Origin of the sequence: Cobetia sp. 5-11-6-3 (assembly GCF_013374055.1) — a bacterium.
GTDB lineage: Bacteria > Pseudomonadota > Gammaproteobacteria > Pseudomonadales > Halomonadaceae > Cobetia > Cobetia marina.
Genome location: NZ_BLWJ01000006.1, coordinates 99,063 through 123,363, shown reverse-complemented (window position 1 = coordinate 123,363; position 24,301 = coordinate 99,063). Strand labels below are relative to the sequence as shown.

The window sequence follows — 24,301 nt, the reverse complement described above, 5'->3', positions numbered from 1 at the left end:
GCCGCCAGCACGCGCTAACCGCTGGCATCTGCCGGTTGAGTCAATGCCATGGCGCGGGTTCGTTCGATCCAACCGCCCTGACCGTTGGGCACGATTTCCACCAGGTCCAGCTGAGTATCACCGATGCGAATGATGCGGCCGAAATTGCTCCCCATGTGTCCGCCGACACTCACACGCTGCACCTCCTGCTCCGGCGTCAAGATCAACGCCGAGCGACTGCCGTCCACATCCAGGGTCCCCACCATGCTGAGCTGCTCCATCGGCCAGGCCTCAAGAGGCTCGCGGGGGCGATCCAGATCCGGCCGCACGCCATTGTCCACCATGGCGAGCTCCTCCTCCGGCTCCGGCAGTCGCGACTGGAAAGGACTGCGAGCATCTGCCATGTCGTACGTCACGGGATGATACTCGGGCTGAGGCGGCAGGTCCTTGACCTGCCCCGTCGGCCGCCCTCTGAGCGACTCGAGCTCGCTCTCCAGCGCAGGCAGCTGCGGATCACCACAACCGGCCAGCAGTGTCAGCAACATCGCACCACCCAGCACGACATGCTTGCGACGTGTCGTCAGACTCATCATTTACCTCCCGATGGCAACGGTGCGCCTTGGCGGTAGTTGTAAGTCTTGGCCAGCAGCGACAACTCCAGGTCTTCACCCTGCGAGACCGGTGTCAGCACGAAGTCATGCAACGTCACGATACGCGAAAGCCCGGCGACCCCTGACACGAAGGCGGCAATGCGGTGGTAATCGCCGCGCACCTTGATATCGAAGGGCTGTTCGACGTAGAAATCGCGATTCTGGGCCGGCTTGAGGCGAATGTATTCCACCTCCAGCTGGTTGTTGATGGCCGTCTCGCTGATGTCATCGAGCAAAGCCGGCACTTCGGCATCGGTCGGGAGCATCTCGAGCAGCTGTTCCATGCGCGTCTCCAGCTCGGCCATCTGCTCACGCATCACGGGCAGATTGGCCGCCTTGAAGGCCTTGGTCTCGAACTGGCTCAGCAGCTGACGCTCCTTGGCCTGCAGGCGCTCAAGATCCTCGGCCTTGGGCGCCGCAAGGAACCAGTGGGACGCCCAGAACAGGGCACCAAAGACGATCAGCACCAATACCACCTGCAAGGTGACGGGCCAGATACCCGCCTCCTTGAGGTCGAGATCCTGGAAGTCCGTCGACTTGAGACGACGCACTTCGGCATTGAGGAAACTCATTTCCGACCTCCCTGCCTGGCGGCCTTCGTATCGGCAGCACTGGAAGCGACAGCCGTCGGTGTCTCGGGAATCATGATATTGAAGCTGCGACGATCATCGTCGCTGCTCTGTACGTCAGACAGTGTCGGCGTACCGAAGACATCCGATGCCGCAAGCGTGCGCATCAGACCGGACACCTGACGCGTATTCTCCGCGATGCCGTTGGCCTTGATCTGACGTCCGCTGCGACTGATGCTCTGGTACCAGGCACCCTCGACCAGCGTCGCAACGAGCTGATTGAAGACACGTACCGTTTCCGGGCGCGAGAACTGCAGACTGCGAATCAGCTCGATCTGCGCCAGCATCTGATCACGCCGACTCTCGATATCCTCGACTTCCTTGATATCGCGATTCAGCCGCGCCATTTCCTTCTCGATGAAGGCATGCCGCTGCTTCTGCGCCTCGAGCTGGCTCTGGTAATACTCGCTCATGCCAAACCCGGCCCCCACCCCTACCACGGCGGCCAGCGCCAGAATGCCGAAGAAGCGCTTGCTGCGTTTCTCGCGACGCTCCTCACGCCACGACAGCAGATTGATCTCGATGGTCATGAGCGCTTCCTCATCGCAAGCCCGCAGGCCGTCAACATCGCAGGGGCATCACCGGCCAGCGCCTGGATGTCGACTCGAGGGTTGACGCTCATGTGCGTGAAGGGATTGGCCATGATCACTTCCAGTCCGGTGTGCCCTGCCAGCGACTCACGTAATCCGGGAATGGCGGCGGTCCCTCCTCCCAGCAGAATGCGCTGGACCTCACGACGCTTGCCGGCGGTGTAATAGAGCTGCAGGGAGCGCGCGATCTGCTGCACGAGCGTGTCACGGAACGGATCCAGCACTTCACTGTCATAGGTGTCCGGCAGACCACCGCGCTTCTTGGCCAGACCCGCTTCGTCATTGGAAAGATCGAAACGGTTCATGATCTCGTCGGTCAGCTGACGCCCCCCGAACACGGCATCCCGGCTGTAGACGATGCGACCGTTCTGGATGACATGAAAAGCCGTCATGGTGGCACCGATATCGACGACCGCGACGCACTCTTCATTGTCGTAGGTAGGGGGGAGCTGATGGCGCAATTCACCGAAGGCACGCTCCAGCGAAAAGGTCTCGACATCGACCGCTGACGGCTCAAGGCCGGCCTGCTCGAGCGCGGAGGTGAGCTGATCGACATCCAGGCTGCGACAGGCCACCAGCAGCAGATCCTGCTGATCAGGATTGCGGGCATTGACCCCCAGATGCTGGAAGTCGAACGCCACGTCATTGAGCGGGAAGGGAAAATGCTTCTCGGATTCGAGCGCGATGCGTTGCTCGATCTCGTCATCGGCCAGATTGGTCGGAAAACTCAATGTCTTGGTGATGGCGGCACTGGCCGGCACCGCCACGACGGCTCGTCGCGAGCGCGGCTGGGCCTGCTCGACCGCGCGCTTGATCGCCAGCACGACTTCATCCATGTCGCGGATGCGCCGCTCGACGACTGCGCCTTCCTTCAAGGGGCGCACCGCGTAGCTATCGATCTGGTATCGATTTCCGTGTCTGGACAGCTCCAGGAGCTTGACGGTCGCCGATGTGATATCGACGCCAATCAGTCCCTTGCCGGCGGATTTGAGTCCCAGCAATTGGCATTCCCCTGCTCTGATGACGACCCCGTCTGACTGGCGGGCCGCCGCTTCCCGTGCGGCACCGCCGCGGCACCCTCTTCTGCTGAGAGGTTACATTATGTTTCGCAGAATAACACAACAGACGCGCAAGACAGGGTTCAACGCTGGCCGCATCTGGACCCGCTACTTATAATGCCCCAGCAATGGAATTGCCAATCCCCCCGCAGCCACCCGCCTTTCATTACCCACGGACCCTGTCTTGCCCATGAAGCTATTGAGACGACTACTTTCGCCAGTGTTCTGGCTGCTGCTGTCACTGTGTGCTGCGGGATTGCTGGCCATCGTCGGCGCCTCCCTGTATTTCGCACCTGGCCTGCCCGATGTTCATCAACTGCAGGATACCAAGCTGCAGACGCCGCTGCGCATCTACACCCGTGACGGCAAGCTGATCGGCGAATACGGTGACCAGCGCCGCATCCCGGTCACCTTCGACGAGATCCCCGAGACGTTTGTGGATGCCCTGCTCGCGGCCGAGGACAGCAATTTCTTCTCGCACCCGGGCATCGACCCCAAGGGCCTCGCACGTGCCGCCGTCCAGCTGGCTTCCAGCGGCAGCATCCAATCGGGCGGTAGCACCATCACCATGCAGGTCGCGCGCAACTACCTGCTGACGCTGGATCAGACGTTCACGCGCAAGATTCGCGAAATCCTGCTGTCACTGCAGATGGAGCAGATCCTCTCCAAGCAGGAGATCCTCGAGCTCTACGTCAACAAGATCTTCCTGGGCCATCGCGCCTACGGGATCGCGGCTGCGGCACGCACCTACTATGACAAGTCTCTCGATGAACTGACCCTGGCCGAGCAGGCCATGCTGGCAGGCCTGCCCAAGGCCCCCTCCAGCTTCAACCCGCTCACCAACCCTCAGCGCGCCCTGATCCGTCGCAACTGGATCCTGCTGCGCATGAAGGAACTGGGCTATATCGAGCCTCAGGCCTATGACGAGGCCGTCAAGGCACCGATCACCGCGGCACGCCATTACACGCGGCCGGAAGTCGAGGCGCCCTACGTCGCAGAGATGGCCAGAAGCTTCGCGGTCGATCGTTTCGGTGACAAGGCATATACCGACAATGTGCGTATCACCACGACGCTGGACAGCAAGCTGCAGCCGCAGGCTCGCGATGCCTTGATCAAGGGCCTGATCGACTATGACACCCGCCATGGCTGGCGTGGCGTGGAGGAATCCGGTATCGCGGCGTCACTGGCGGAAGCTCAGGACCAGACCGATCAGGCCGGCCTCGAAGAAGAGATCTCTCGCTCTCCCGAAGTGCTGGAAACGGCCAGACAGGCCGCCCAGAAGAGCGAGAAGCGCATCGAGGGCATCGACCGCGATGTCTCCAACTGGCTGAAAGTGCTGGATCGCACGCCGGACTATGGCCCGCTCGAAGCCGCCATCGTGGTGGAAAATGATGGCAAGCAGATGAAGGTCCTGCTGGCAGACGCCAGCCTGGCCACGATTGGCTGGGACGGCCTGAAATGGGCTCGCGAGTACAAGAGCTCCCGCTGGCGCGGTGGTGTACCCGGCTCTGCCGCCGAGATCGCCAAGGTCGGCGATCTGGTGCGCGTCATCAAGGAAGATGATGGCTATCGCCTGGGTCAGCTGCCGGATGCCCAGTCGGCCATCGTTTCACTGGACCCGGAAAGTGGCGCCATCCTCGCACTCCAGGGCGGCTTCAGCTATTCCGCCAGCAAGTTCAATCGAGCGATTCAGGCACGTCGTCAGGCCGGCTCCATCTTCAAGCCATTCATCTACCTCTCGGGACTCGAGCAGGGCGGCATGTCACCGGCGACCATCATCAACAATGCTCCGGTGGTCATGCAGGATGGCAACAAGGTATGGCGCCCGGAGAACGCCGGCGGCAAGTTCACTGGCCCGACCCGGATCCGCGTTGGTCTCTATCGCTCCCTGAACCTGGTGTCCGTGCGACTGCTGCAGACCGTCGGTCTCGAGAAGACGCTCGACTTCCTCGTCAAGGTGGGCTTCAAGCGCGAAGAGCTGCCCAACGGTCTGTCACTGGCACTGGGCAGCGCCTCGCTGACACCGCTGGAAATGGCCCGTGCCTACGCCGTACTCTCGAACGGCGGCTTCCGTGTCGAACCCTGGTACATCGACACCGTCACGCGCGGTGACGACGAGACCGACTACGAAGCTCATCCGGCCGTCGCCTGCGCCAACTGCACGCCGGGCATGGTGACCGTCAATCGTGATGGCCGTCAGTATCCGCTGGCCGAGCGCATCGCCTCGCCGGAATCCATGTACCTGATCCGTGACATGATGGAAGACGTCATCAAGCGCGGCACCGGCCGTGGGGCCCTGACGCTTGGTCGCGATGACCTGGCTGGCAAGACAGGGACCACCAATGACCAGCGTGATGCCTGGTTTTCCGGCTTCAACAGCAAGCTGGTCGCGACCGTCTGGGTCGGCAAGGACTCCAATGACACCCTCGCCGAGTACGGTGCCCAGGCCGCGCTGCCCATCTGGGTCGACTACATGCGTGGCGCCCTCAAGGGCATGCCATCCGCCAGGATGGAGCGCCCCGATGACATCGTGAGCGCGACCATCGACCCGGAGTCCGGCAAGCGCCTGCACAGTGGTCAATCCGGCGGCGTCAGCGAGCTGTTCCGCAAGGACAATCTGCCGCCCTACAAGGAACGCACCATCCGCAAGGAGCTGGAGCAACAGAGCGGCTCAGAAGGTACTGGAACTTTCGAGGCCATCTTCTGATCTGAAGCAGGTCACCTGCGCCCGTCCACACCGCGCGCAGTGAGGTGAAAGAAGAGCGGCCCATGGTCGCTCTTCTTTCATCCATCTGGCCTCGCTGTCCTTCAATGCCCCCTTTCACCATGCCCGGAGTCTGCATGCTTCACCCATTGCCCACACTGCGCATGACCCTGCTGCTGTGTCTGGCCCTGAGCCCGCTTCGCGAGGCCAGTGCCGATGATGACCTCTTCTACGCTCCCCCCGCCGCCAGCGAGGATTCCGAGCCATTCAGCGGTCAGGCCGAGCTGGGCTTTACCAAGCTCTCCGGCAACTCGAACAGCGAAACCTTGCTGGGCAAGGCCCGCCTGTCCTGGCACCTCAAGCCCTGGACCCATACCTTCCGCATGGAAGCCAAGCATGTGTCCAGCAGCGGCGAGACCACCACCGAGCAGTACCTGATCGGTCAGCGTGAGCGCTATGACCTGGGGCGTGATCGCTATGCCTTCGGGCTGCTGCGCTGGGAGAAGGAGCGCTTCTCCGGCTATGACGATCAAGTCACCTCCATCGGGGGGTACGGGATTCGCCTGCTGTCAGGCCCTGAGCACAACCTCTCTGTCGAGGCGGGCCCGGGCTATCGCTACGACAATATCACCGAGGGGGATCACGAGAACTATCTCCTCGGCTACACGGCCATGGACTATCGTTGGCAGCTGTCTGATACCTCGAATTTCGAGCAGCAGTTCTCGGTGGAAGGTACCCGGGACAACATCATCAGCCGCAGCTATACCGCACTGACCGTCTCCATCAATTCCAGCCTGGCCTTGAAGCTCTCCCACGAGATCAAGAACAACACCAGCCCGCCGGATGACACGGACGCCAAGACCGACACCACCACCGCCGCCTCGATTCTCTACAGCTTCTAGTGCGCAACCAAAAGCTGTTGGACAGACAGCAAAAAGCCCTCGCCGGACATCTCCGACGAGGGCTTTTTCTTCAGCACCCCGCAAGCGGGGCCCGATGACGCTTAGCCGTAGACCTGATCCGCATTGGTCAGCGGGTAATGCGCCGGATAGGGCTTGCGCGCAACACCGGAATCGATGGCGGCTTGCGCCACGGCAGCCGGCAGACGCTCGAGCAGACGCGCATCCATCGGCGTCGGGATGATATACCCCGGACCGAATTCGAGGCTGTCGATCTCGTAGGCATCCAGCACGTCCTGGCTGACCGGCTCGCGAGCAAGGTCCTTCAGCGCGTGAACGGCCGCCAGCTTCATCTCTTCATTGATGCGTGTGGCTCGCACGTCCAGCGCACCGCGGAAGATGAACGGGAAGCCCAGCACGTTGTTGACCTGGTTCGGGTAATCGGAGCGACCTGTCGCCATGATGACGTCCGGACGCGCTTCACGAGCGGTATCCGGATGGATTTCCGGATCCGGGTTGGAGCACGCGAACACGATCGGCGTGTCAGCCATCTTCTTGAGCTGCTCGGCCTTCAAGAGATTGGGGCCGGACAGGCCGACGAAGACGTCCGCACCTTCGATGACATCATCCAGCGTACGCAGCTCGGTCTCGGTGGCGAACATCGCCTTGTACTGATTCAGGTCATCACGGCCGCTGTGGATCACGCCCTTGCGATCGAGCATGAAGATGTTCTCGACCTTGGCACCACTGGAGACCAGCAGCTTCATGCAGGCAATCGCGGCAGCACCGGCGCCCAGGCAGACGATACGCGCGTCTTCCAGGGACTTGCCGGCGATATCGAGTGCGTTGAGCATGCCGGCAGCGGTGACGATGGCCGTGCCGTGCTGGTCATCATGGAAGACCGGGATGTTGCACTGTTCGATCAACGCCTGCTCGACTTCGAAGCACTCCGGTGCCTTGATGTCTTCCAGGTTGATGCCACCGTAGGTGGTGTGGATGCGACGCACGGTATCGATGAAGGCCTGCGGGCTTTCCGCATCGATCTCGACGTCGACGGAGTTGATGCCAGCGAAGCGCTTGAACAGCACGCCCTTGCCTTCCATGACCGGCTTGGAAGCCAGCGGCCCGAGATTGCCCAGCCCCAGGATGGCGGTGCCATCGGAGATGACGGCGACCAGGTTGCCCTTGCCGGTATACAGGTAGGCATTTTCCGGATCGGCAGCAATCTCGCGGCACGGCTCGGCTACACCCGGGCTGTAGGCCAGCGCGAGGTCCTTGGCAGTTTCTGTCGGCTTGGTCAGCTCGATGGACAGCTTTCCGGGAATCGGTTCGGCGTGATATTGCAGTGCTGCTTTCTTCATGGCATCAGACATGCGTGTCATCCGGTATTTTAGCGGGGGTTGGCTGTGACCAGAATATAGAAAAACCCCCTCGCGAACAACCAACGCAACTTGTTGTTATAAAAGGAGTTAATACGGATGTTTAAAAACTGTTTTAGCCATTCGTCTAACGTTATGGATGCCCCGCTCAGTCATAAACCTTTCCTTATCACTGACGGGTCGGCGTGGCGTTTCGCCCCGCATATCTCCTGAAAATCCGCGCAATGACCGCGCGCATCCGGCGCCGGAAATGAAATGCCTCCTGCGCAGAGGGTTGATGCGTTGGTGGCGCTGGAATAGTGCCAGCTCGGCACCAATCCCCTCACCTGCATCGAATGACAGGCACAAAAAAACCCGCTCGCAAGCGGGTTTTTTCGTTGATGGCGCTGCGCGATGCACAGCGCCATGCAAGCGACAAGCAGCTGAAGGTATCAGCGCTTGATGGCAGCACCGAAACGCTTGTTGAAGCGCTCGACGCGGCCACCGGTGGTAGCCTGCTTCTGCTTGCCGGTGTAGAACGGGTGGCACTCGGAGCACACGTCCAGCGCGAAGGTCTGCTTGGAAGTGGAACCGATTTCGTGCTGCGCGCCGCAGGAGCAGGTTGCGGTCTGGCGCTGGTAGTCCGGATGGATACCCTGTTTCATGGTGTGTAACCTCAGGTCGCTGTGCACCGCCACCTGATCGATTGCCAGGCACCGTACACGGGTTTTGGATGTAACCGGTCATTCCGCCGACTCCGACGGAAGGCGACACATTTTACCAGCCATCTGCGACAAGACCAAACTTTATGGCGTTTATTGCCGGCAACACTCTGTAGACTGCGTGGCGTTTTCCTCTCGTCTTCTCATTCTCTCTTCCTCGGATGCCTTGCGTGCCTGACACCAGCGACAAGACTGCGACTCACCTGCCCGGACGTGTACTGGGCATCGCGATTCCCGGCCCCCTGCGCGACCTGTTTGACTATCTGCCAGCACGCCAGCCACCTCGCCATGGCTGGCAGGTCGGTCTGCGCGTGCGCGTCGAGTTCGGCCGTCGCCAGCTGGTCGGGGTGATCGCGGAGCTGCGCAGCGACTCACACTTTCCCATCGAGAAGCTCAAGCCCGTCAGCGAGGTGATCGACGAAGCGCCATTGCCGGCCGACTGGCTGTGGATATGTCAGTTCACCGCACGCTATTACCAGCACTCGCTCGGCGACACCTTCGCGCAGGCGATGCCATCGCTGCTGCGCCAGGGACGCGCCCTGGAAGCACGCACCCGTGAGCGCTGGTCACTCACCGACAAGGGGCGTATCACGGAGCCGGCCAGCCTCGGCCGCGCGACCCGCCAGATCGCATTGCTCGAGCTGCTCGCTCAGCACCGTCATGGCCTGGTACACAGCGCGATCACCGCCCAGGGCTTCACCCGCCAGCAGCTGGAAACCCTGCGCAGTCGTGGCTTCATCGAGTCACGTGAAGAGCCTGTCACCGGCGCCACCCCGGAGCAGGCCAGCAAGGGCGTGCTGGCCGAGCCCAGCCTGGCACTCAATGACGAGCAGGGCCGCGCGCTCTCGCGCCTGCATGAAGGCCTGAGTCGCTTCTCCCCCACGCTGCTGGAGGGCGTGACCGGCTCCGGCAAGACCGAGGTCTACCTGCAACTGATCGAGGCGGTGCTGGATCGCGATGGTCAGGCCCTGGTGCTGGTGCCCGAGATCAGCCTGACGCCCCAGACGCTGGAGCGCTTCCGCAGACGTTTCCGCGTCCCCCAGGTGATGCTGCATTCCGGCGTCAGCGATGGCGAGCGCCTCGATGGCTTCGAGGCGGCACGCAGCGGTCGCGCGCGCATCGTGATCGGCACGCGCTCTGCCATCTTCACGCCGATGGCCAGACTCGGCGTGATCATCGTCGACGAGGAGCACGATGGCTCCTTCAAGCAACAGGACGGCCTGCGCTATCACGCTCGCGATCTGGCGCTGGTGCGCGGCAAGCAGGAAGGCATACCCGTGGTGCTCGGCAGCGCCACACCGTCCCTTGAGAGCCTGCGCCATGCACGCGAGGGGCGCTTCACGCATCTGCACCTGCATCAGCGCGCCGGACGCAGCCAGCCGGCCCGCCTGCACCCCGTCGACCTGCGCGGCCGCATGACGCTGGGCGGACTCTCCACCCAGAGCCTGGACGCCATCGAGAAGCGCCTCGCCCAGGGCGATCAGGTGCTGGTATTCATCAATCGGCGCGGCTTCGCTCCGACGCTGACCTGCCATGCCTGCGGCTGGATCGCCGAATGTGACAACTGCGACGCACGCATGACCCTGCATCGCCATCCCCCGCAGCTGACCTGCCATCACTGCGAACGCACCCGCCCGCTGCCGGATGCCTGCCCGGCCTGCGGCAGCGGCGATGTTCGTCCGCAAGGCGCGGGCACCGAGCGCACCGAAGAGCTGCTCGGCGAGAAATTCCCCGACGTGCCGGTGCTGCGCATCGACCGCGACAGCACCCAGCGCAAGGACGCCATGAGTGAAGCGCTGGCAGTGATCCGCCGTGGCGAACCCTGCCTGCTGGTCGGCACCCAGATGCTGGCCAAGGGCCACCACTTCCCCCACGTCACGCTGGTGGTGGTGGTCAATGCCGACAGCGGACTCTACGCCGCCGACTTCCGTGCGCTGGAGCAATCCGCCCAGCTGCTGGTGCAGGTCGCCGGGCGTGCCGGACGCGCCGAGCGCCCCGGTGAGGTGCTGATCCAGACCCGCCACCCGGAAGACCCCAATCTGCTGACACTGATCCAGGCCGGCTACCCACAGCTGGCCGGCGAGCTGTTGGAGGAGCGCCGCATCGCGCAGTTGCCGCCGTTCAGTCATCTGGCCTTGCTGCGCGCCGAAGCCACCGATCAGCAGCAGGTCGAGCAGTGGCTGTTGAAGGTAGGAAGCGCCCTGCGTCAGCACATCGACAGTGCCGACCTCAAGGTGGACTGCCTCGGCCCGGTACCGGCGCCGATGGAGCGCCGCCAGAATCGCTATCACGCCCAATTGCTGTTGCGCGCGGCGAAACGCGGCCCGCTGCATGAAGCCGCCGCCTGGCTGGTGACGCTCTGCGAGCAGGATCGTGACGCGCGCCGCCTGCGCTGGTCACTGGATGTCGATCCCATCGGCATGGCCTGAGTCTGCCAGGGGGACTCAGGCAGGTGTCGCCAGCCCCGATACTGAACTGACCACTATCCCGCCAGGACACGGATTGCGCCGTGATTGATCACGACGGTTTATGCAAGCCGCAGGATCGGTGATAATGCCCGCCATCGTGCAGCGACATCCGCACTCCCCCATTGCCCGCAGGCCTGATGCCTGCAACCGCCTGCTCCAGAGCACGCGGTGCGACCTGAGCCGTGAAGAGACCGATATTCCATGAAAGAGACGATCATCGAACTGCTGGGCCAGGCCCTGGATTCCCTCAAGGCCGACGGCACCCTGCCCGCCGACGCCAGCCCGCAGATCAAGGTCGACCCGACCAAGGACAAGACCCACGGCGACTACGCCAGCAACCTGGCGATGATGACGTCCAAGGCTGCCGGCATGAAGCCGCGTGAGCTGGCCGAGAAGCTGGTCGCCGCCCTGCCGGCCTCCGACGCGGTCTCCAAGGTCGAGATCGCCGGCCCCGGCTTCCTGAACTTCTTCGCCGAGACCGGGGCGGTGGCCGACATCGTGCGCCGCGTCTTCAGCGAAGGTGACCGCTTCGGGCACAGCGACGTGGGCGCCGGCGAGAAGGTCCAGGTCGAGTTCGTCTCCGCCAATCCGACCGGGCCGCTGCATGTCGGTCACGGGCGTGGCGCCGCGGTCGGCGACGTGCTGTGCCGCCTGCTGGCCGCCACCGGCCACGACGTCACGCGCGAGTTCTACTACAACGACGCCGGCGCCCAGATCAACAATCTGGCGCTCTCCGTTCAGGCACGCGCCAAGGGCCTGGGCCCGGATGACGCCAGCTGGCCGGCTGATGGCTATCGCGGTGACTACATCCGCGAACTGGCCGCCTCCTACATGGCCGGCGATACCGTCGAAGCCGATGGCAAGCAGGTCACGGGCGCCGCGCAACCTGACGATCTCGACGCCATCCGCGTCTTCGCCGTCGCCTACCTGCGCCATGAACAGGATCTGGACCTCAAGGCCTTCGGCGTCGAGTTCGACGTCTACTTCCTCGAATCCTCGCTCTACCGTGACGGCAAGGTCGAAGACACCGTCAAGCGCCTGGTCGACAACGGCTATACCTACGAAGACGATGGCGCCATGTGGCTGCGCACCACCGACTTCGGGGATGACAAGGACCGCGTGATGCGCAAGCGTGACGGCGGTTACACCTACTTCCTGCCGGACGTCGCCTACCACCTGGACAAATGGCAGCGCGGTTTCACCCAGGTCATCAATGAACAGGGTGCCGACCACCACTCCACCGTGACTCGCGTGCGTGCGGGCCTGCAGGCCCTCAAGGCCGGCATCCCGGAAGGCTGGCCTGACTACGTGCTGCACCAGATGGTCACCGTGATGCGCTCCGGTGAGGAAGTGAAGCTCTCCAAGCGTGCCGGCAGCTACGTGACCCTGCGTGACCTGATCGAGGAAGTCGGCCGCGACGCTACCCGCTACTTCCTGGCGGCGCGGCGCGCCGACTCCCAGCTGACCTTCGACATCGACCTGGCCCGCTCCCAGTCCAACGACAACCCGGTCTACTACATCCAGTATGCCCACGCCCGCGTGCACAGCGTGCTGCGCAAGGCCAGCCGTGAAGACAAGGCCTTCGATGAATCTCTGGCCATGGCGCAACTGTCCTTGCTGACCAGCGATCAGGAAAAAGCCGTGATGAATCGCATGGCCCAGTTCCCGGACGTCGTCACCCACGCCGCCAAGGTGCGGGAACCGCAGCAGGTCGCTCAGTATCTGCAGGACCTCTCCTCTGACTTCCACACCTGCTACAACGCGGTGAAGGTGATGGTCGAGGACGACGCGACCCGCAACGCGCGCCTGGCGCTGGGTCTGGCGACCGCTCAGGTCATCCGCAACGGCCTGGCCCTGCTGGGTGTCAGCGCTCCCGAGGAGATGTAAGCCATGGCTGCTCGCCGCCCCGCCAGCAAGAAGCCCGCTTCCCGTCAGGGAGCCAGCCCCCGCCGGCAGCCCGCCGCCAGTCAGAGCCGCGGCTTCCCGGGGTGGCTGTGGGGGATCGTCGGTCTGGTCGCCGGCTTCGTGCTGGCTCAGTATTTCCAGCAACAGGCGCCGCGTCTGCCGGTGGCTGCCATCGTGCCCAAGGCCAACACTCAGCAGAATGGTCAGCAGGCCGCACAACAGGGTAGCCAGCAGGACAAGGCATCGCAGAAGGACACTCCCGAAGAGAGCGGCGGCAGCATGCCGACCTTCGAGTTCTACACTCTGTTGCCGGAAACCGAGGTGATCGCCCCCAAGGTGGATGAGTACAAGTCCACTCCGCGTCCGGGCAGCGCCGAGAGCACCAAGAAGTCCGAGGCTTCGCTGACCAACTACATGCTGCAGGCGGCCTCCTTCCGCGAGATGTCCGATGCCAGGAAACTGGCCGGCAAGCTCAAGGATCTCGGCCTGCTGGCCAAGGTCAGTGACGTCAATGCTTCTGGCGGTACCGTCTGGCACCGCGTTCAGGTCGGCCCGTACAAGGACACCCGCGAGCTCAACCGCGCACAGGATCTGATGAACACCCAGGGCATCGAGCCTCTGCTGATCAAGCTGCAATGACCTCGGCATGACGCCACAGGCCAACGGGCCCGCTCACATGTTGAGCGGGCCCGTTGCGTAAAGGGTGCCAGCCCTCTGCACAACGGGCGTCAACGCTGAGTCGCCGATGACTTGAAACCCGCATCAGCGCCCCCATTTACAGCATTCCGGTGAGATATCAGACCGCGATCCGCCATGGTGGCAGTGACACGTCGCGGCAAGCAGTGGCAATTGCCAGACTGACGACCACCACCCGTTTTACGCGACGAGGCCCTGGCCCCGTCTGCCCCGAAATGCCATGCCCGGCCCCGTTCACCTTATTCCAATCGCCGGCATGCTCTCTCAGGAGTTATCCATGACCACGATCGTCTCCGTGCGTCGCAACGGCCAGGTCGCCCTGGCTGGTGACGGCCAGGTATCCCTTGGCAACACTGTCATGAAAGGCAACGCCGCCAAGGTGCGTCGCCTGTATCGCAATCAGGTGCTGGCCGGCTTCGCTGGCGGTACCGCCGATGCCTTCACGCTGTTCGAACGCTTCGAAGCGCAGCTCGAGAAGTATCAGGGCCAGCTGGTGAAATCCGCCGTGGAACTGGCCAAGGAGTGGCGCTCCGACCGCGCCCTGCGCAAGCTGGAAGCCATGCTGGTGGTGGCCGACAAACATGCCTCGCTGATCATCACCGGCAACGGTGACGTGGTCGAGCCCGAACACGGCGTGCTGGCCATCGGCTCCGGCGGCAACTTCGCCGAAGCCGCCGCCCGCGCCCTGATCGAGAACACCGAGCTGTCCGCCCGCGAGATCACCGAGAAGTCCATCTCCATCGCGGCCGACATCTGCGTCTTCACCAACCACAATGCCATCATCGAGGAGCTGTCCTGAGATGTCCCAGATGACCCCGAAGGAAATCGTCAACGCCCTCGATCAGCACATCGTCGGTCAGCCGGAAGCCAAGCGTGCCGTGGCCGTGGCCATGCGCAATCGCTGGCGTCGCATGCAGCTCAACGATGATCTGCGCCCGGAAGTCACCCCGAAGAACATCCTGATGATCGGCCCGACCGGTGTCGGCAAGACCGAGATCGCCCGTCGTCTGGCCAAGCTGGCCGGCGCGCCCTTCCTGAAGATCGAGGCGACCAAGTTCACCGAGGTCGGCTACGTCGGACGTGACGTGGAATCGATCATCCGTGACCTGGTCGAGGTCGCCATGAAGCTGGTGCGTGAAGAGGCCATGAAGGAAGTGCGCGACAAGGCCGAGGATGCCGCCGAGGATCGCATCCTTGATGCGCTGCTGCCGCGCGCCCGTGGCGAGGAATATGATGCAGCGGCCAACAACAGCAGCACGCGTCAGATGTTCCGCAAGAAGCTGCGCGAAGGTCAGCTGGATGACAAGGAAATCGACATCGAGCTGAGCCCGGCCAGCCAGAGCCTGGATTTCGCCACCCCGCCGGGGATGGAAGAGATGACCAGTCAGCTGCAGTCCATGTTCTCCAGCATGGGCAAGCAGCAGAAGGAAAGCCGTCGCATCAGCGTCAAGGAAGCCCTCAAGCTGGTTCACGAGGAAGAAGCGGCCAGAATGGTCAGCGATGAAGACCTCAAGAGCCGTGCCATCGAGGCCGTCGAACAGAACGGTATCGTCTTCCTCGACGAGATCGACAAGGTCGCCAAGCGTGGCGAGTCCGGCAGTGGTGGCGACGTGTCCCGTGAAGGCGTGCAGCGCGATCTGCTGCCGCTGATCGAGGGCTCCACCGTGTCCACCAAGCACGGCATGGTCAAGACGGACCACATCCTGTTCATCGCTTCCGGCGCCTTCCACCTGTCCAAGCCCTCGGACATGATTCCGGAGCTGCAGGGCCGTCTGCCGATCCGCGTCGAGCTCAATGCCCTGACCCCGGACGACTTCAAGCGCATCCTGACCGAGCCGTCCGCGGCATTGATCCGTCAGTACAAGGCGCTGCTGGCCACCGAAGGCGTCGAGCTGAGCTTCGCGGATGACGCCATCGAGCGTATCGCCCAGATCGCCTATCAGGTCAACGAAGGCACCGAGAACATCGGCGCGCGTCGTCTGCATACCGTGATGGAACGCCTGCTGGAAGAGATTTCCTACGAAGGTGCCGATCAGGCGGGTGAGCTCAAGGTCGATGCCGCCTATGTCGATGCTCGCCTGGGCGACCTGGCGTGTGACGAAGACCTGTCGCGCTACATTCTCTGACGTCTGGCGTCAGCGCCTGACCCGCGAGAAGCCCTCATGGCGGCAATCGCCACCCTGAGAGATGCCACTGACGCCCGATCCGGCTTGGCCCGGTTCGGGCGTCAGTGCATCATGCGACATAGATACGTCGACGCGCCCGAGATGTCGCTCGACGCCCCTGTTCCTTCGGTCGCCTTACAGCGTGGTGTCATGCTGGACGGCGGGCTGACACGAGGATGCCCTGATGAGCCACGACACTCCTGAAGACCACGCTGCCGAGCAGGACGAACCCCGCAGTCAGCAGCGCGACTACCGCCTCAATGAGCGCCACGCCCGTGACGCCGACGAGGCCCCGGTACCGACGCGCGTGCACTACCACAAGTCGGAGCGTGAACTGGAACTGGGCTATGCGGATGGCCAGACCTTCCGCCTCAGCACCGAATTCCTGCGCGTGATGTCCCCCTCCGCGGAAGTGCGCGGTCACGGTGTCGGCCAGGAAACGCTGCAGGTCGGCATGCGCCACGTCGGTCTGGCCAACATCACCCAGAGCGGTCGCTATGCGCTGAAGCTGCATTTCGATGATGGCCACGACAGCGGCCTTTACACCTGGGAATACCTGTGGGAACTGGCCAACCGCCGCGATGCCATGTGGGCCTACTACCTGCGCCAGCTGGAAGAGGCCGGTGCCTCGCGTGAGCCGCTGGGCATTCCGCTCAATCAGCTGTAAGCCACTGATGCCAATGGGGCGCGGCAAGATGTCCGACTCGACGTCTTGTCAAAAGACAGCCCGCTGGCCAGCGGTTACAATCGAGCCACTGCGAAAGCTCACCATATTGCGCTGACGTCCCCCATGGGTGGCGTCACAACAGGGGAAGTCATGGACAAGCGTACGACTCACTTCGGTTATCAGGAAGTTGCCGTGGACGAGAAGGCAGGCCGCGTCGCGGATGTCTTCCACAGTGTCGCCGCCAAGTACGACGTGATGAATGACCTGATGTCCTTCGGCATCCACCGTCTGTGGAAGCGCATTACCCTGGAGCGTGCCGGTGCCCGTCCGGGCCAGACGGTGCTGGACATTGCCGGTGGCACCGGGGATCTGACGCTGAAGTTCTCGCGCCTGGTCGGCCCGAAGGGTCGCGTGGTGCTCGCCGACATCAACGCCTCGATGCTCAACGTCGGGCGTGACAAGCTGCTCGACCGCGGCGTGGGTGGCAATGTCGAGTATGTGCAGGCCAATGCCGAGGCGCTGCCCTTCCCTGACAACACCTTCGACATCATCACCATCGCCTTCGGGCTGCGCAACGTCACCGACCAGGCCAAGGCCCTGCGCTCCATGCAGCGCATCCTCAAGCCCGGAGGCCGTCTGCTGGTGCTAGAGTTCTCCAAGCCGGTCAATCCGCTGCTCTCCACCGCCTACGATCAGTACAGCTTCCGCCTGCTGCCGAAGATGGGCGAGATGGTCGCTGGCGACGCCGATTCCTACCGCTATCTGGCCGAATCCATTCGCATGCACCCCGACCAGAAGACCCTGGCCGGCATGATGGAAGAGGCAGGTCTCGAGCGTGTCGAGTTCACCAATCTCACCGGTGGCATCGTCGCGCTGCACCGTGGTATCAAGCTTTGAGGCTGTCATGGCATTGCTGACCCCCCTGCTGGTGGCGACGGCGGAACGCACGCTCAACCGCCTGCTCGCCCGTGACCCCGCCTCCGCCATGCGCCTGAATGCGCTTGCCGGCAGACGCCTGCTGCTGCGCCTGGAGCGCCCCGCCTTCGACCTGCTGGTGCACTTCGACCTGCAGGGGCTGCATCTGCTGCGCCTGCCCGAGGCCAACGAGAGCGACGGCGACGTGGTGGTGGAGCTGGACATGGAAACTGCCGCGGCACTGCTGTCCGGTGAGCCCATCGAGCGCTTGATGTTCGAGGGCCGCCTGGCCGTGCGTGGCCGTCTGCACCTGCTGGAAAGCGCACGGGATCTGGTGATGGATCTCGATCTCGACTGGGAAGGGGCCTTGAGCGAATGGTTCGGCGAGACCCCCGGTCATAGTCTGGCCACCGGCCTGCGCAGCCTCGGTCGCTTCGGGCTGACCAGCCGCCGTGAGCTGGAGCTGGATCTGCGCGAGTATCTGACCGAGGAAGCACGCTGGCTGCCCGGCCATGCTCAGCTGCAGGTCGCGCGGGACGAGCTGACCGAGCTGACCCAGTGCCTGGATCGCACCGAGGCACGCCTGGCGCGCCTGCGACGCCATCTGGAGGCCGTCACCACGCCACAGTCCGCTGATCGGGAGTGCCAGCCGTCGTGAGACTCTATCGCCTGCTGAGCATCCTGTGGGTCATCGCCCGCTATCGACTGGATGATCTGATCCCGCTGTCTCGCGTACCTGCGCTGCTGCGGCCGCTGGTCAAGCTCTCACCGCTGCGCCTGCTGCCTGTCGGCAAGCGCTCGCGTGGTGAGCGCCTGCGGCTGGCACTCGAAGCGCTGGGCCCGATCTTCATCAAGTTCGGCCAGATGCTCTCGACTCGTCGTGACCTGCTGCCACCGGACGTCGCCGATGAGCTCAAGCGCCTGCAGGACCAGGTGCCGCCCTTCGAGAACGAGGTGGCGCGCGAACTGGTCGAGCAGGAGCTGGGCATGCCGGTCGAGGAAGCCTTCGCCGAATTCGAGGCGCAACCGCTGGCCTCGGCTTCCATCGCCCAGGTCCATGCGGCACGCCTGCACGATGGTGCCGACGTGGTGGTCAAGGTGATCCGCCCGCGCATCGAAGAGGTGATGCGCAAGGATATCGGCCTGCTGTATCTGCTCGCGCGCCTGCTGATGAAGCTCTCGCCGGAAGCACGGCGTCTGCGCCCCGTGGAAGTGGTCTCCGATTACGAGGCCACGCTGTTCGATGAGCTGGACATGCACAAGGAGGCCGCCAACACCTCCCAGCTCAAGCGCAACTTCCTCGATTCGCCCCTGCTCTACGTGCCGACCATCCACTGGCCGCTGACGCGGCGCCGGGTAATGGTGCAGGAGCGCATCCGCGGCATCCCGGTCGCCGACATCGACGAGCTGGAAGCCCAGGGCACCGACTTGAAGAAGCTGGCCGAGCGCGGCGTGGAGATCTTCTTCACCCAGGTGTTCCGCGACAACTTCTTCCACGCCGACATGCACCCCGGCAACATCTTCGTCTCGCGAGAGAACGCCCATGACCCGCAGTTCATCGCCATCGACTGCGGTATCGTCGGCAGCCTGACCCGCGAGGACCAGGACTATCTGGCGCGCAATCTGCTGGCCTTCTTCCGTCAGGATTACTACGAGGTCGCGGCGCTGCACATCGAGTCCGGCTGGGTCGGGGAAGGCACGCGCGCCAACGAGTTCGCCGCGGCCATCCGGGCCGTCTGCGAGCCGATTCTCGAGAAGCCGCTCAAGGACATCAGCTTCGGCCAGGTGCTGCTGGGCCTGTTCCAGACCGCGCGCCGCTTCAACATGGAAGTCCAGCCGCAGCTGGTCCTGCTGCAGAAGACGCTGCTCAACATCGAGGGGCTCGGCCGTCAGCTGTATCCGGATCTCGACCTGTGGGCCACCGCCCGCCCCTATCTGGAGCGCTGGATGAAGGAGCGCGCCGGCCCCAAGGCGTTCTGGGCCGAGATGGTCAAGCAGGCTCCGGAGCTGTCACATCAGCTGCCGCAGCTGCCGGTGATGGCCTTCCAGGCCATGCAGCGCATCGACGATGAACACCGCGCTCGACAGCGTCAGACCGAGGCACTCGCCACGCTGCGCGATCGTGTCAATCATGCGTCCAGCACCGGCTGGCGCTTGCGCGCAGGTGGACTGCTGATCGCCGTGGCCTTCGGCTGGCAACCGCTGATCGCCTGGGCCGAGACGCAACCGATGATGGTGCTGGTCGGCGCGGGGCTGGGCATCGTGCTGTTGCTGTGGCGCTAGCCGCGCCCCTGCTTCGCTCGCGGCGCTGACCGAAACTTGCCGCCCCTCGGGGCGCAGTGCAATATGATTGTCATGTAACCCTTGCATCCTGAGTCGCCGGGCCTTGCCTCGCGGCAGTGCTCGATGAGGCAGGAGCCTCGGGCTGGACTCGCTGCCTTCGCTCGGGCCCGGTTGTCCGGCTGGCCGCGACGCTCCTGCAACGGTTCTCATGCAACGGTTCTCATGCAACGGTTCTCATGCAGATAAGGTTTTCATGCCAGACCCCATGCTTTCAGGAATGATGATTCATGAGTGATATTCTCAACCGCCTGTCAGACGTACTGGCAGAGCGGCGCGACGCTGATCCGACGTCCTCCTATGTCGCGAGCCTGCATCACAAGGGCCTCAACAAGGTATTGGAGAAGATTGGCGAAGAGGCCACGGAAACGGTACTGGCCGCCAAGGATTTCACTCAGGACGACGTGGACTCCCACCGTGCAGTGATCGGTGAGACCGCCGACCTGTGGTTCCACTCGCTGGTAATGCTTTCTCACCTCGGGCTGGACCATCAGGACGTGCTGGATGAGCTGGCGCGACGCTTCGGCGTCTCCGGCCATGATGAAAAGGCCGCTCGCGGTCAGTGATGATCAAGCAGACGACTTGCAGCGCAAGCCGATTTCCCTGGCAGTGGTGCTCTCACCCTGCAAGACTCAAGGCCTCGTGACCTAGTCCCATCGGCCAAAATGGAGAACTTCCCATGTTAGGTGGCATCAGTATCTGGCAGCTCCTCATCGTGCTCGGCATCATCATCCTGATCTTCGGCACCAAGAAGCTCCGCAACGTCGGATCAGACCTCGGTGGCGCGGTCAAAGGCTTCAAGGGCGCCATGAAGGAAGAGGAAAAGGCCCCCGAAGACACGGCTCCTCAGCAGAAGGTCTCCCACGGTGAATCCCGCGGCGATACCATCGATGTCGAGGCCGAGCGCCGCGATACCGCTGACAAGCGCTCGTAAGCCGCATGTTCGACATCGGCTTTTTTGAACTGGCACTGATCTCGCTGCTGGCATTGATCGTGCTCGGCCCGGAGCGTCTGCCCCGGGCGGCACGTACGGCGGGATTGTGGCTGGGGCGCATCAAGCGCAGCGTCTCGGGGATCCAGCAGGAAATCAGCGCCCAGCTGGAAGCCGAAGAACTGCGTCAGACGCTCAATGAGCAGAAGAAGCAGCTCGACGAGACCCTGGCACATGCCCGCAATGAGGCGCGTGAGGTGGAAACCACCATCACGCGTTCCTCGCCCGCGTCACAGGAGGATGCCAACGCCTCGCCTGCCGCCGACAGTGCTCGCTCGACGACGGAGACGACCTCAGGCGAGCAAGAGACCTCCGCCACCCCCACCAGTGAGTCACGGGAGCCGCGTTCCTGATGAGTGATCCGCATGACCCGCAGCCCTCCGCCTCCGGCGAGGCTGCCCACGCCCCGCTCATCGAGCATCTGATCGAACTGCGCTCCCGCCTGCTGCGTGCGACTGTCGTGGTCCTCGTGGTATTCGCGGCGCTGTATGGCTTCTCCAATCAGATCTATCTGTATGTGGCCGAGCCGCTGATGGCCCTGCTGCCTCCCGGCTCTCAGATGATCGCCACCGAGGTGGCCTCGCCCTTCCTGGCCCCCTTCAAGCTGACACTGGTGGTGGCGCTGTTCCTGGCGATTCCGGCGGTGCTCTATCAGGCCTGGGCCTTCATCGCGCCGGGACTCTACGAGAACGAGAAGGCGTTGGCGTTGCCGCTGCTGGCCTCCAGCATCCTGCTGTTCTATGCGGGCGCGGCGTTTGCCTACTATGTCGTCTTCCCGCTGCTGTTCCAGTTCTTCACCACCACGGGCCCCGAGAACGTGGCGATCATGACGGACATCAATCAGTACCTGAATTTTGTCCTCAAGCTGTTCTTCGCCTTCGGTGTGGCCTTCGAGATTCCCATCGCCACCTTCCTGCTGATCTGGACGGGGGCCACGTCCGTGGAGGTGCTGAGCAAGAAACGCCCCTACATCGTGATCGCCTGCTTCGTGGTCGGCATGCTGCTGACACCGCCTGACGTCATCTCGCAGTCATTGCTGGCGATTCCGATGTGGCTGCTGTTCGAGGTCGGGATTCTCGCCGCACGCGCCTTCAAGCGCCGCCGTCCGGCGAGCGATGATGAGGCCTCGCAGCAGGCCCCCTGACGCGAAGACTCGAGCAGACAGCGCCTGAACGATGACGCGCAAGAATCATGACGCAGGAAACGACGAAGCCCCCGCCAATGGCGGGGGCTTCGTCGTTTCCTGCTGGGTGCCGTGCGACCGTGTCAATCCTGTTGACTGGCCTTGGCCTGGTCTTCCTCGATCCAGCCGTTCAGACGCTCCACCAGCTTGAAGATGCCTTCGGCAGCCTCGGAGATGCGCTCTGCCTGCATGTAGGCTGGCGTCGTGATCACGCGATTGGCGGCATCAATCACGATATCCGTCACCTCACAGCTCTTGTGCAGACCGCCCTGGGCACTGATGGCGCCGGAGACTTCAGGGTCCGTGCCGATGGTGACCGAGATCCCCTCGCCCAGCAGCTTCGGCACCATCACCGGCGCGATGCACATCACGCCGATCGGCTTGCCGGCCGCATGGAAGGGCTGCACCACCTCGCGCAGACCATCCACCAGCGTCAGATCCGCGCCCTTGACGGCAAAGTTGCTGAGATTCTTGGCGGCACCGAAGCCACCGGGCAGAATCAGCGCGTCGAAGTCCTCGGCGGACAGCTCCGGCAACGGACGCACCTTGCCACGCGCCAGGCGAGCCGACTCGGTCAGCACATTGCGTGTCTCGTCCATTTCCTCGCCGGTGGCGTGGTTGAGCACATGATGCTGATCGATGTCCGGAGCGAAGCACTCGTAGCGGATGCCCAGCTGATCAAGCCGAAGCATGGTCAGGGTCGTTTCGTAGATCTCGGAGCCATCATAGACACCGCAACCGGATAGGATCAGGGCTACCTGCTTGGTCATGTGTTACTCCATTGACGGTGAACTGCTCGGCGGCTGCCGACAGGTCAGAAGTGACAGATTCGTACAGGAATCCGCTACAGGCAAGCACCATGTGAAGAGGTACCGGCTGGAAAGGACAGATGATGCCGGCAGCCTGCAGCACCTGGGTATTCGTCACTCCGATGCCCCAAGACTATGGGCGGCATGACCACATCTCAAGGGCGCCCCTCGCGGTTCGGCGGGCAGGATGACAGTGCACACGACGCGACACCCTGCCCCATGCCGCGCCCCTGTTCCGACCTGCATGCACTGATATACTCGAAAGCATCGTGCCGACAGCTTGCTCGGCCAATCCCATCTCCTTCGGTCGTATGGGCGCCGTCTGACCTGTAATATCATTGAAATATTATAGACCTAGACTTCCAGCGTCCCTCACGGAACCGGAGCCTTAGATCCGGAGAGCCTCTCTTGAGTCAACGTACCCCACGCCAGTTTCCTGCGATTCGCATGCGCCGCATGCGCAAGGACGATTTCTCTCGCCGCCTGATGCGCGAGAACCAGCTGACGGCCGATGATCTGATCCTGCCGGTCTTCGTGCTGGAAGGTTCGCAGCGTCGTGAAGCCGTGACCAGCATGCCCGGGGTCGAGCGCCTGTCCATCGACCTGCTGGTCGAGGAATGCCGTGAGGTCCATGCGCTGGGCGTGCCGGCCATCGCGCTGTTCCCGGTGATCGATGCCGAGGCCAAGAGCCTGCTGGCCGAGGAGTCCTACAACGCCAATGGCCTGGTGCAGCGCGCGGTGCGTGCCCTCAAGGAAGCCATCCCGACGCTGGGCGTGATCACCGATGTGGCGCTGGATCCCTACACCGTGCATGGCCAGGACGGCATCCTCGATGATGACGGCTACGTGCTCAACGACCGCACCGTGGACACCCTGATCAAGCAGGCACTGTCACACGCGGAAGCGGGCGCCGATGTCGTGGCCCCTTCTGACATGATGGACGGCCGCATCGGCTCCATCCGTGCCATGCTGGAACAGGAAGGCCTGATCAATACCCGCATCATGGCCTATTCGGCCAAGTACGCCTCCAACTACTACGGCCCGTTCCGTGATGCGGTGGGCTCGAGCGGCAATCTGGGCAAGGCCGACAAGCAGACCTACCAGATGGATCCGGCCAACAGCGACGAAGCGCTGCATGAAGTGGCCATGGATCTCGCCGAGGGCGCCGACATGGTGATGGTCAAGCCGGGCATGCCCTACCTGGATGTGGTGTCCCGCGTGAAGCGTGAACTGGAAGTGCCGACCTTCGCCTACCAGGTCAGCGGCGAGTACGCCATGCACATGGCCGCCTTCCAGAACGGCTGGCTGGATGCCGACAAGGTCATTCTCGAATCATTGATGTGCTTCAAGCGTGCGGGTGCCGACGGCATTCTCACCTATTTTGCCCGCCGGGCCGCGGAACTGCTGGCGGAGAAGAATCGCCTTTGACTACCCCGGCGACCGTGTCTGACCGGGGTCATGGAGTTGATGATGGAACAGACCCACAAGAACGCCATAGATGACGCGTCAGACACCTCGCTGGACACCGCTCCCCAACCGCATCAGGACGCTGCCGCCCCGGCGGCGTCCCGGG

At 63.2% G+C, this 24,301-nt stretch carries 23 protein-coding genes; 16 read left to right on the top strand and 7 right to left on the bottom strand.

Going from position 1 to position 24,301, the window contains the following annotated elements; translation table 11 throughout:
* Positions 1-14 precede the first annotated feature (14 nt).
* The 4 genes from HXS66_RS11845 to pilM are packed head-to-tail and all read right to left on the bottom strand — an operon-like array spanning position 15 to position 2,849.
* Positions 15-569: a pilus assembly protein PilP gene (locus HXS66_RS11845; RefSeq protein WP_167592959.1), complete on the bottom strand. Its 555-nt coding sequence runs from the start codon at positions 567-569 to the stop codon at positions 15-17.
* Positions 569-1,201 carry a type 4a pilus biogenesis protein PilO gene (locus tag HXS66_RS11840; RefSeq protein ID WP_077377942.1) on the bottom strand — a complete coding sequence of 211 codons (633 nt, stop codon included), beginning with the start codon at positions 1,199-1,201 and terminating at the stop codon, positions 569-571. The genes HXS66_RS11845 and HXS66_RS11840 overlap by 1 nt, the downstream gene beginning before the upstream one ends.
* Complete coding sequence (locus tag HXS66_RS11835) at positions 1,198-1,788, bottom strand: PilN domain-containing protein (protein WP_077377939.1); 591 nt, start codon at positions 1,786-1,788, stop codon at positions 1,198-1,200. The genes HXS66_RS11840 and HXS66_RS11835 overlap by 4 nt, the downstream gene beginning before the upstream one ends.
* Positions 1,785-2,849 carry a type IV pilus assembly protein PilM gene (pilM, locus tag HXS66_RS11830; protein ID WP_103751454.1) on the bottom strand — a complete coding sequence of 355 codons (1,065 nt, stop codon included), beginning with the start codon at positions 2,847-2,849 and terminating at the stop codon, positions 1,785-1,787. Before pilM ends, HXS66_RS11835 begins: the two co-directional genes overlap by 4 nt.
* 247 nt (positions 2,850-3,096) lie before the next feature.
* On the opposite strand from pilM, the gene HXS66_RS11825 reads away from it, so the two are divergent.
* Together HXS66_RS11825 and HXS66_RS11820 are read left to right on the top strand one after the other, a co-directional pair.
* A complete protein-coding gene (locus tag HXS66_RS11825; RefSeq protein ID WP_077377936.1) occupies positions 3,097-5,613 on the top strand; it encodes a penicillin-binding protein 1A in 2,517 nt (838 codons plus the stop codon).
* Between the two features lie 134 nt (positions 5,614-5,747).
* Complete coding sequence (locus HXS66_RS11820; RefSeq protein WP_103751453.1) at positions 5,748-6,512, top strand: YdiY family protein; 765 nt, start codon at positions 5,748-5,750, stop codon at positions 6,510-6,512.
* Between the two features lie 101 nt (positions 6,513-6,613).
* Here HXS66_RS11820 and HXS66_RS11815 read toward each other — a convergent pair whose 3' ends face one another.
* Both HXS66_RS11815 and rpmE read right to left on the bottom strand, forming a co-directional pair.
* Positions 6,614-7,882: a malic enzyme-like NAD(P)-binding protein gene (locus HXS66_RS11815; protein WP_077377933.1), complete on the bottom strand. Its 1,269-nt coding sequence runs from the start codon at positions 7,880-7,882 to the stop codon at positions 6,614-6,616.
* Positions 7,883-8,319: 437 nt separating this feature from the next.
* Positions 8,320-8,532, bottom strand: a complete 213-nt coding sequence (gene rpmE / locus HXS66_RS11810) for a 50S ribosomal protein L31 (protein WP_077377930.1) — start codon at positions 8,530-8,532, stop codon at positions 8,320-8,322.
* A 218-nt stretch (positions 8,533-8,750) separates the two neighbouring features.
* Here rpmE and HXS66_RS11805 point away from each other — a divergent pair, with 218 nt between their 5' ends.
* The 13 genes from HXS66_RS11805 (at position 8,751) to tatC (ending at position 21,880) form a co-directional block, all read left to right on the top strand.
* Complete coding sequence (locus HXS66_RS11805; RefSeq protein WP_176503609.1) at positions 8,751-11,018, top strand: primosomal protein N'; 2,268 nt, start codon at positions 8,751-8,753, stop codon at positions 11,016-11,018.
* Positions 11,019-11,258: 240 nt separating this feature from the next.
* Positions 11,259-12,944, top strand: a complete 1,686-nt coding sequence (argS, locus tag HXS66_RS11800; protein ID WP_176503608.1) for an arginine--tRNA ligase — start codon at positions 11,259-11,261, stop codon at positions 12,942-12,944.
* A 3-nt stretch (positions 12,945-12,947) separates the two neighbouring features.
* Positions 12,948-13,601, top strand: a complete 654-nt coding sequence (locus tag HXS66_RS11795; RefSeq protein ID WP_077377921.1) for an SPOR domain-containing protein — start codon at positions 12,948-12,950, stop codon at positions 13,599-13,601.
* Positions 13,602-13,935: 334 nt separating this feature from the next.
* The gene (hslV, locus tag HXS66_RS11790; RefSeq protein ID WP_077377918.1) at positions 13,936-14,457 is read left to right on the top strand and encodes an ATP-dependent protease subunit HslV; all 522 of its coding nucleotides are present in this window, start codon (positions 13,936-13,938) and stop codon (positions 14,455-14,457) included.
* Between the two features lies 1 nt (position 14,458).
* Positions 14,459-15,784, top strand: a complete 1,326-nt coding sequence (hslU, locus tag HXS66_RS11785) for an ATP-dependent protease ATPase subunit HslU (protein WP_077377915.1) — start codon at positions 14,459-14,461, stop codon at positions 15,782-15,784.
* Positions 15,785-16,130: 346 nt separating this feature from the next.
* Positions 16,131-16,490: a gamma-butyrobetaine hydroxylase-like domain-containing protein gene (locus HXS66_RS11780; protein WP_240499733.1), complete on the top strand. Its 360-nt coding sequence runs from the start codon at positions 16,131-16,133 to the stop codon at positions 16,488-16,490.
* A gap of 150 nt (positions 16,491-16,640) precedes the next feature.
* Complete coding sequence (gene ubiE, locus HXS66_RS11775; RefSeq protein ID WP_077377909.1) at positions 16,641-17,387, top strand: bifunctional demethylmenaquinone methyltransferase/2-methoxy-6-polyprenyl-1,4-benzoquinol methylase UbiE; 747 nt, start codon at positions 16,641-16,643, stop codon at positions 17,385-17,387.
* A 7-nt stretch (positions 17,388-17,394) separates the two neighbouring features.
* Complete coding sequence (locus HXS66_RS11770) at positions 17,395-18,063, top strand: SCP2 domain-containing protein (protein ID WP_077377906.1); 669 nt, start codon at positions 17,395-17,397, stop codon at positions 18,061-18,063.
* Positions 18,060-19,688, top strand: coding sequence for a ubiquinone biosynthesis regulatory protein kinase UbiB (gene ubiB / locus HXS66_RS11765; protein ID WP_084207832.1), 1,629 nt, complete (start codon positions 18,060-18,062; stop codon positions 19,686-19,688). The genes HXS66_RS11770 and ubiB overlap by 4 nt, the downstream gene beginning before the upstream one ends.
* A 287-nt stretch (positions 19,689-19,975) precedes the next feature.
* Positions 19,976-20,311, top strand: coding sequence for a phosphoribosyl-ATP diphosphatase (locus HXS66_RS11760; RefSeq protein ID WP_077377900.1), 336 nt, complete (start codon positions 19,976-19,978; stop codon positions 20,309-20,311).
* A gap of 113 nt (positions 20,312-20,424) precedes the next feature.
* Positions 20,425-20,679: a Sec-independent protein translocase subunit TatA gene (gene tatA / locus HXS66_RS11755; RefSeq protein WP_084207831.1), complete on the top strand. Its 255-nt coding sequence runs from the start codon at positions 20,425-20,427 to the stop codon at positions 20,677-20,679.
* A 5-nt stretch (positions 20,680-20,684) separates the two neighbouring features.
* Complete coding sequence (tatB, locus tag HXS66_RS11750; RefSeq protein WP_077377894.1) at positions 20,685-21,089, top strand: Sec-independent protein translocase protein TatB; 405 nt, start codon at positions 20,685-20,687, stop codon at positions 21,087-21,089.
* Positions 21,089-21,880: a twin-arginine translocase subunit TatC gene (gene tatC / locus HXS66_RS11745; protein WP_077377891.1), complete on the top strand. Its 792-nt coding sequence runs from the start codon at positions 21,089-21,091 to the stop codon at positions 21,878-21,880. Before tatB ends, tatC begins: the two co-directional genes overlap by 1 nt.
* 122 nt (positions 21,881-22,002) lie before the next feature.
* Here tatC and elbB read toward each other — a convergent pair whose 3' ends face one another.
* A complete protein-coding gene (gene elbB / locus HXS66_RS11740; protein ID WP_077377888.1) occupies positions 22,003-22,689 on the bottom strand; it encodes an isoprenoid biosynthesis glyoxalase ElbB in 687 nt (228 codons plus the stop codon).
* A 447-nt stretch (positions 22,690-23,136) separates the two neighbouring features.
* Here elbB and hemB point away from each other — a divergent pair, with 447 nt between their 5' ends.
* Complete coding sequence (gene hemB, locus HXS66_RS11735; RefSeq protein ID WP_136939602.1) at positions 23,137-24,156, top strand: porphobilinogen synthase; 1,020 nt, start codon at positions 23,137-23,139, stop codon at positions 24,154-24,156.
* Positions 24,157-24,301: the final 145 nt, after the last annotated feature.

Excerpts from the sequence above, each read along its gene's own strand:
- HXS66_RS11820 (WP_103751453.1), top strand. The coding sequence starts at position 5,748 with ATGCTTCACCCATTGCCCACACTGCGCATGACCCTGCTGCTGTGTCTG.
- HXS66_RS11815 (WP_077377933.1), bottom strand. The coding sequence starts at position 7,882 with ATGTCTGATGCCATGAAGAAAGCAGCACTGCAATATCACGCCGAACCG.
- tatC (WP_077377891.1), top strand. The coding sequence starts at position 21,089 with ATGAGTGATCCGCATGACCCGCAGCCCTCCGCCTCCGGCGAGGCTGCC.
- HXS66_RS11840 (WP_077377942.1), bottom strand. The coding sequence starts at position 1,201 with ATGAGTTTCCTCAATGCCGAAGTGCGTCGTCTCAAGTCGACGGACTTC.
- HXS66_RS11835 (WP_077377939.1), bottom strand. The coding sequence starts at position 1,788 with ATGACCATCGAGATCAATCTGCTGTCGTGGCGTGAGGAGCGTCGCGAG.
- HXS66_RS11770 (WP_077377906.1), top strand. The coding sequence starts at position 17,395 with ATGGCATTGCTGACCCCCCTGCTGGTGGCGACGGCGGAACGCACGCTC.
- tatB (WP_077377894.1), top strand. The coding sequence starts at position 20,685 with ATGTTCGACATCGGCTTTTTTGAACTGGCACTGATCTCGCTGCTGGCA.
- argS (WP_176503608.1), top strand. The coding sequence starts at position 11,259 with ATGAAAGAGACGATCATCGAACTGCTGGGCCAGGCCCTGGATTCCCTC.
- elbB (WP_077377888.1), bottom strand. The coding sequence starts at position 22,689 with ATGACCAAGCAGGTAGCCCTGATCCTATCCGGTTGCGGTGTCTATGAT.
- hslV (WP_077377918.1), top strand. The coding sequence starts at position 13,936 with ATGACCACGATCGTCTCCGTGCGTCGCAACGGCCAGGTCGCCCTGGCT.
- HXS66_RS11845 (WP_167592959.1), bottom strand. The coding sequence starts at position 569 with ATGAGTCTGACGACACGTCGCAAGCATGTCGTGCTGGGTGGTGCGATG.
- tatA (WP_084207831.1), top strand. The coding sequence starts at position 20,425 with ATGTTAGGTGGCATCAGTATCTGGCAGCTCCTCATCGTGCTCGGCATC.
- HXS66_RS11805 (WP_176503609.1), top strand. The coding sequence starts at position 8,751 with ATGCCTTGCGTGCCTGACACCAGCGACAAGACTGCGACTCACCTGCCC.
- ubiE (WP_077377909.1), top strand. The coding sequence starts at position 16,641 with ATGGACAAGCGTACGACTCACTTCGGTTATCAGGAAGTTGCCGTGGAC.
- HXS66_RS11760 (WP_077377900.1), top strand. The coding sequence starts at position 19,976 with ATGAGTGATATTCTCAACCGCCTGTCAGACGTACTGGCAGAGCGGCGC.
- HXS66_RS11825 (WP_077377936.1), top strand. The coding sequence starts at position 3,097 with ATGAAGCTATTGAGACGACTACTTTCGCCAGTGTTCTGGCTGCTGCTG.
- HXS66_RS11795 (WP_077377921.1), top strand. The coding sequence starts at position 12,948 with ATGGCTGCTCGCCGCCCCGCCAGCAAGAAGCCCGCTTCCCGTCAGGGA.
- hslU (WP_077377915.1), top strand. The coding sequence starts at position 14,459 with ATGTCCCAGATGACCCCGAAGGAAATCGTCAACGCCCTCGATCAGCAC.
- rpmE (WP_077377930.1), bottom strand. The coding sequence starts at position 8,532 with ATGAAACAGGGTATCCATCCGGACTACCAGCGCCAGACCGCAACCTGC.